Below are 1,069 nucleotides of genomic sequence, written 5' to 3'. Positions count from 1 at the left end.
TGCGCATGGCGGCCACCGTCTCGGCCCGGGCCAGCGGGCCGAGGGCTGCTTGCGTCACCGCGGCCACGTCGGCGCGGCCGAGCCGGCCGGCGAAGGTGTAGGCCCAGTCGGCGCGGCGCATCAGCGCCTCCGGTCCGGTCCAGTCGTCGGCGATGTCGGGCCAGCCATTTGGCTGCGGCGCGTTCCAGAGCGGCTGGCCGAGCGTGCCGAGCCAGCCGACCACCGGCTCGCCGCGCTCGAACCCGCCGGCGCGGGCGGCGGCGAGCACGAGCTCGGAGGGCGTGCGCAGCTTGCGCGGCGGCATCCAGGCCTCGTTGTGCATGACGAGGGCCTGGTAGGCCGGCTTCAGGCGGCCCTCCGTCGCCTGCAGCCCGTGCTCGATCGAGCGGACGAGGCTGGCCGGGGGGGCGTCGGCCACGAAGTGGCGGGCGAGCTTGGTGGCGAGATGGCGATAGGTGGCCGGATGCGTGCCGAGCATCCGCAGCGCCTGCTCCTGGCTGTCGGGACCGGCCTCGAAACGCCGGCCGAGCAGCGTCTTCTCCCCGGGCTCATGCGTCTGCGGGCGCCAGACGAAGCCGAAGGGCTCCTGCTCCGCCGCGACCGACCAGCCGGTGAGGATCCGCGCGAACTCGGTGACGTCGGCCTGGGAGTAGCCGGCGGCCGGTGAGACGCTGTGCAACTCCAGCACCTCGCGCGCCAGGTTCTCGTTCAGGCCGCGCCGGCTGCGCTGGCCGGCCGGGCTGTTCGGCCCGACCGATCCCTGGTTGTCGAGATAGAGCAGCATCGCCGGGTGGCGCGTGACGGAGACCAGCATGTCGGCGAAGCGGCCGGTCAGGTGAGGCCGGATCGCCTCGCGCTCCAGCGCGCCGGGCAGCGTCGCGACCTGGCCGTTCCGGCGGCTGACCGTGAAGTGGTTCATCCAGAAATCCACCAGCCGCTCGCGGAAGGGCTCGGTGGTGGTGAGCCGGCGCTCCGCCCAGGCGCGCATCTCGGCACGGACGAAGTCGGCGACGCCGTCGCGGGCGCCGGGGCGCGGCGGAGGCGGCGCGCCCATCGGCTGCGCCGACTC

The 1,069-nt window shown here is 74.6% G+C and carries 1 protein-coding gene; it reads right to left on the bottom strand.

Features of this window, described 5'->3' with window-relative positions:
• The coding region (locus L2I40_RS23600) for a DUF1800 domain-containing protein (protein ID WP_237217785.1) at positions 1–1,054 on the bottom strand (1,054 nt) is incomplete at its 3' end.
• Positions 1,055–1,069: the final 15 nt, after the last annotated feature.

The sequence above is a fragment of the Falsiroseomonas oryziterrae genome (genome assembly GCF_021864505.1).
In the GTDB taxonomy this organism is placed as follows: Bacteria; Pseudomonadota; Alphaproteobacteria; order Acetobacterales; family Acetobacteraceae; genus Falsiroseomonas; species Falsiroseomonas oryziterrae.
This window is presented reverse-complemented; position numbering and strand designations above follow the sequence as displayed.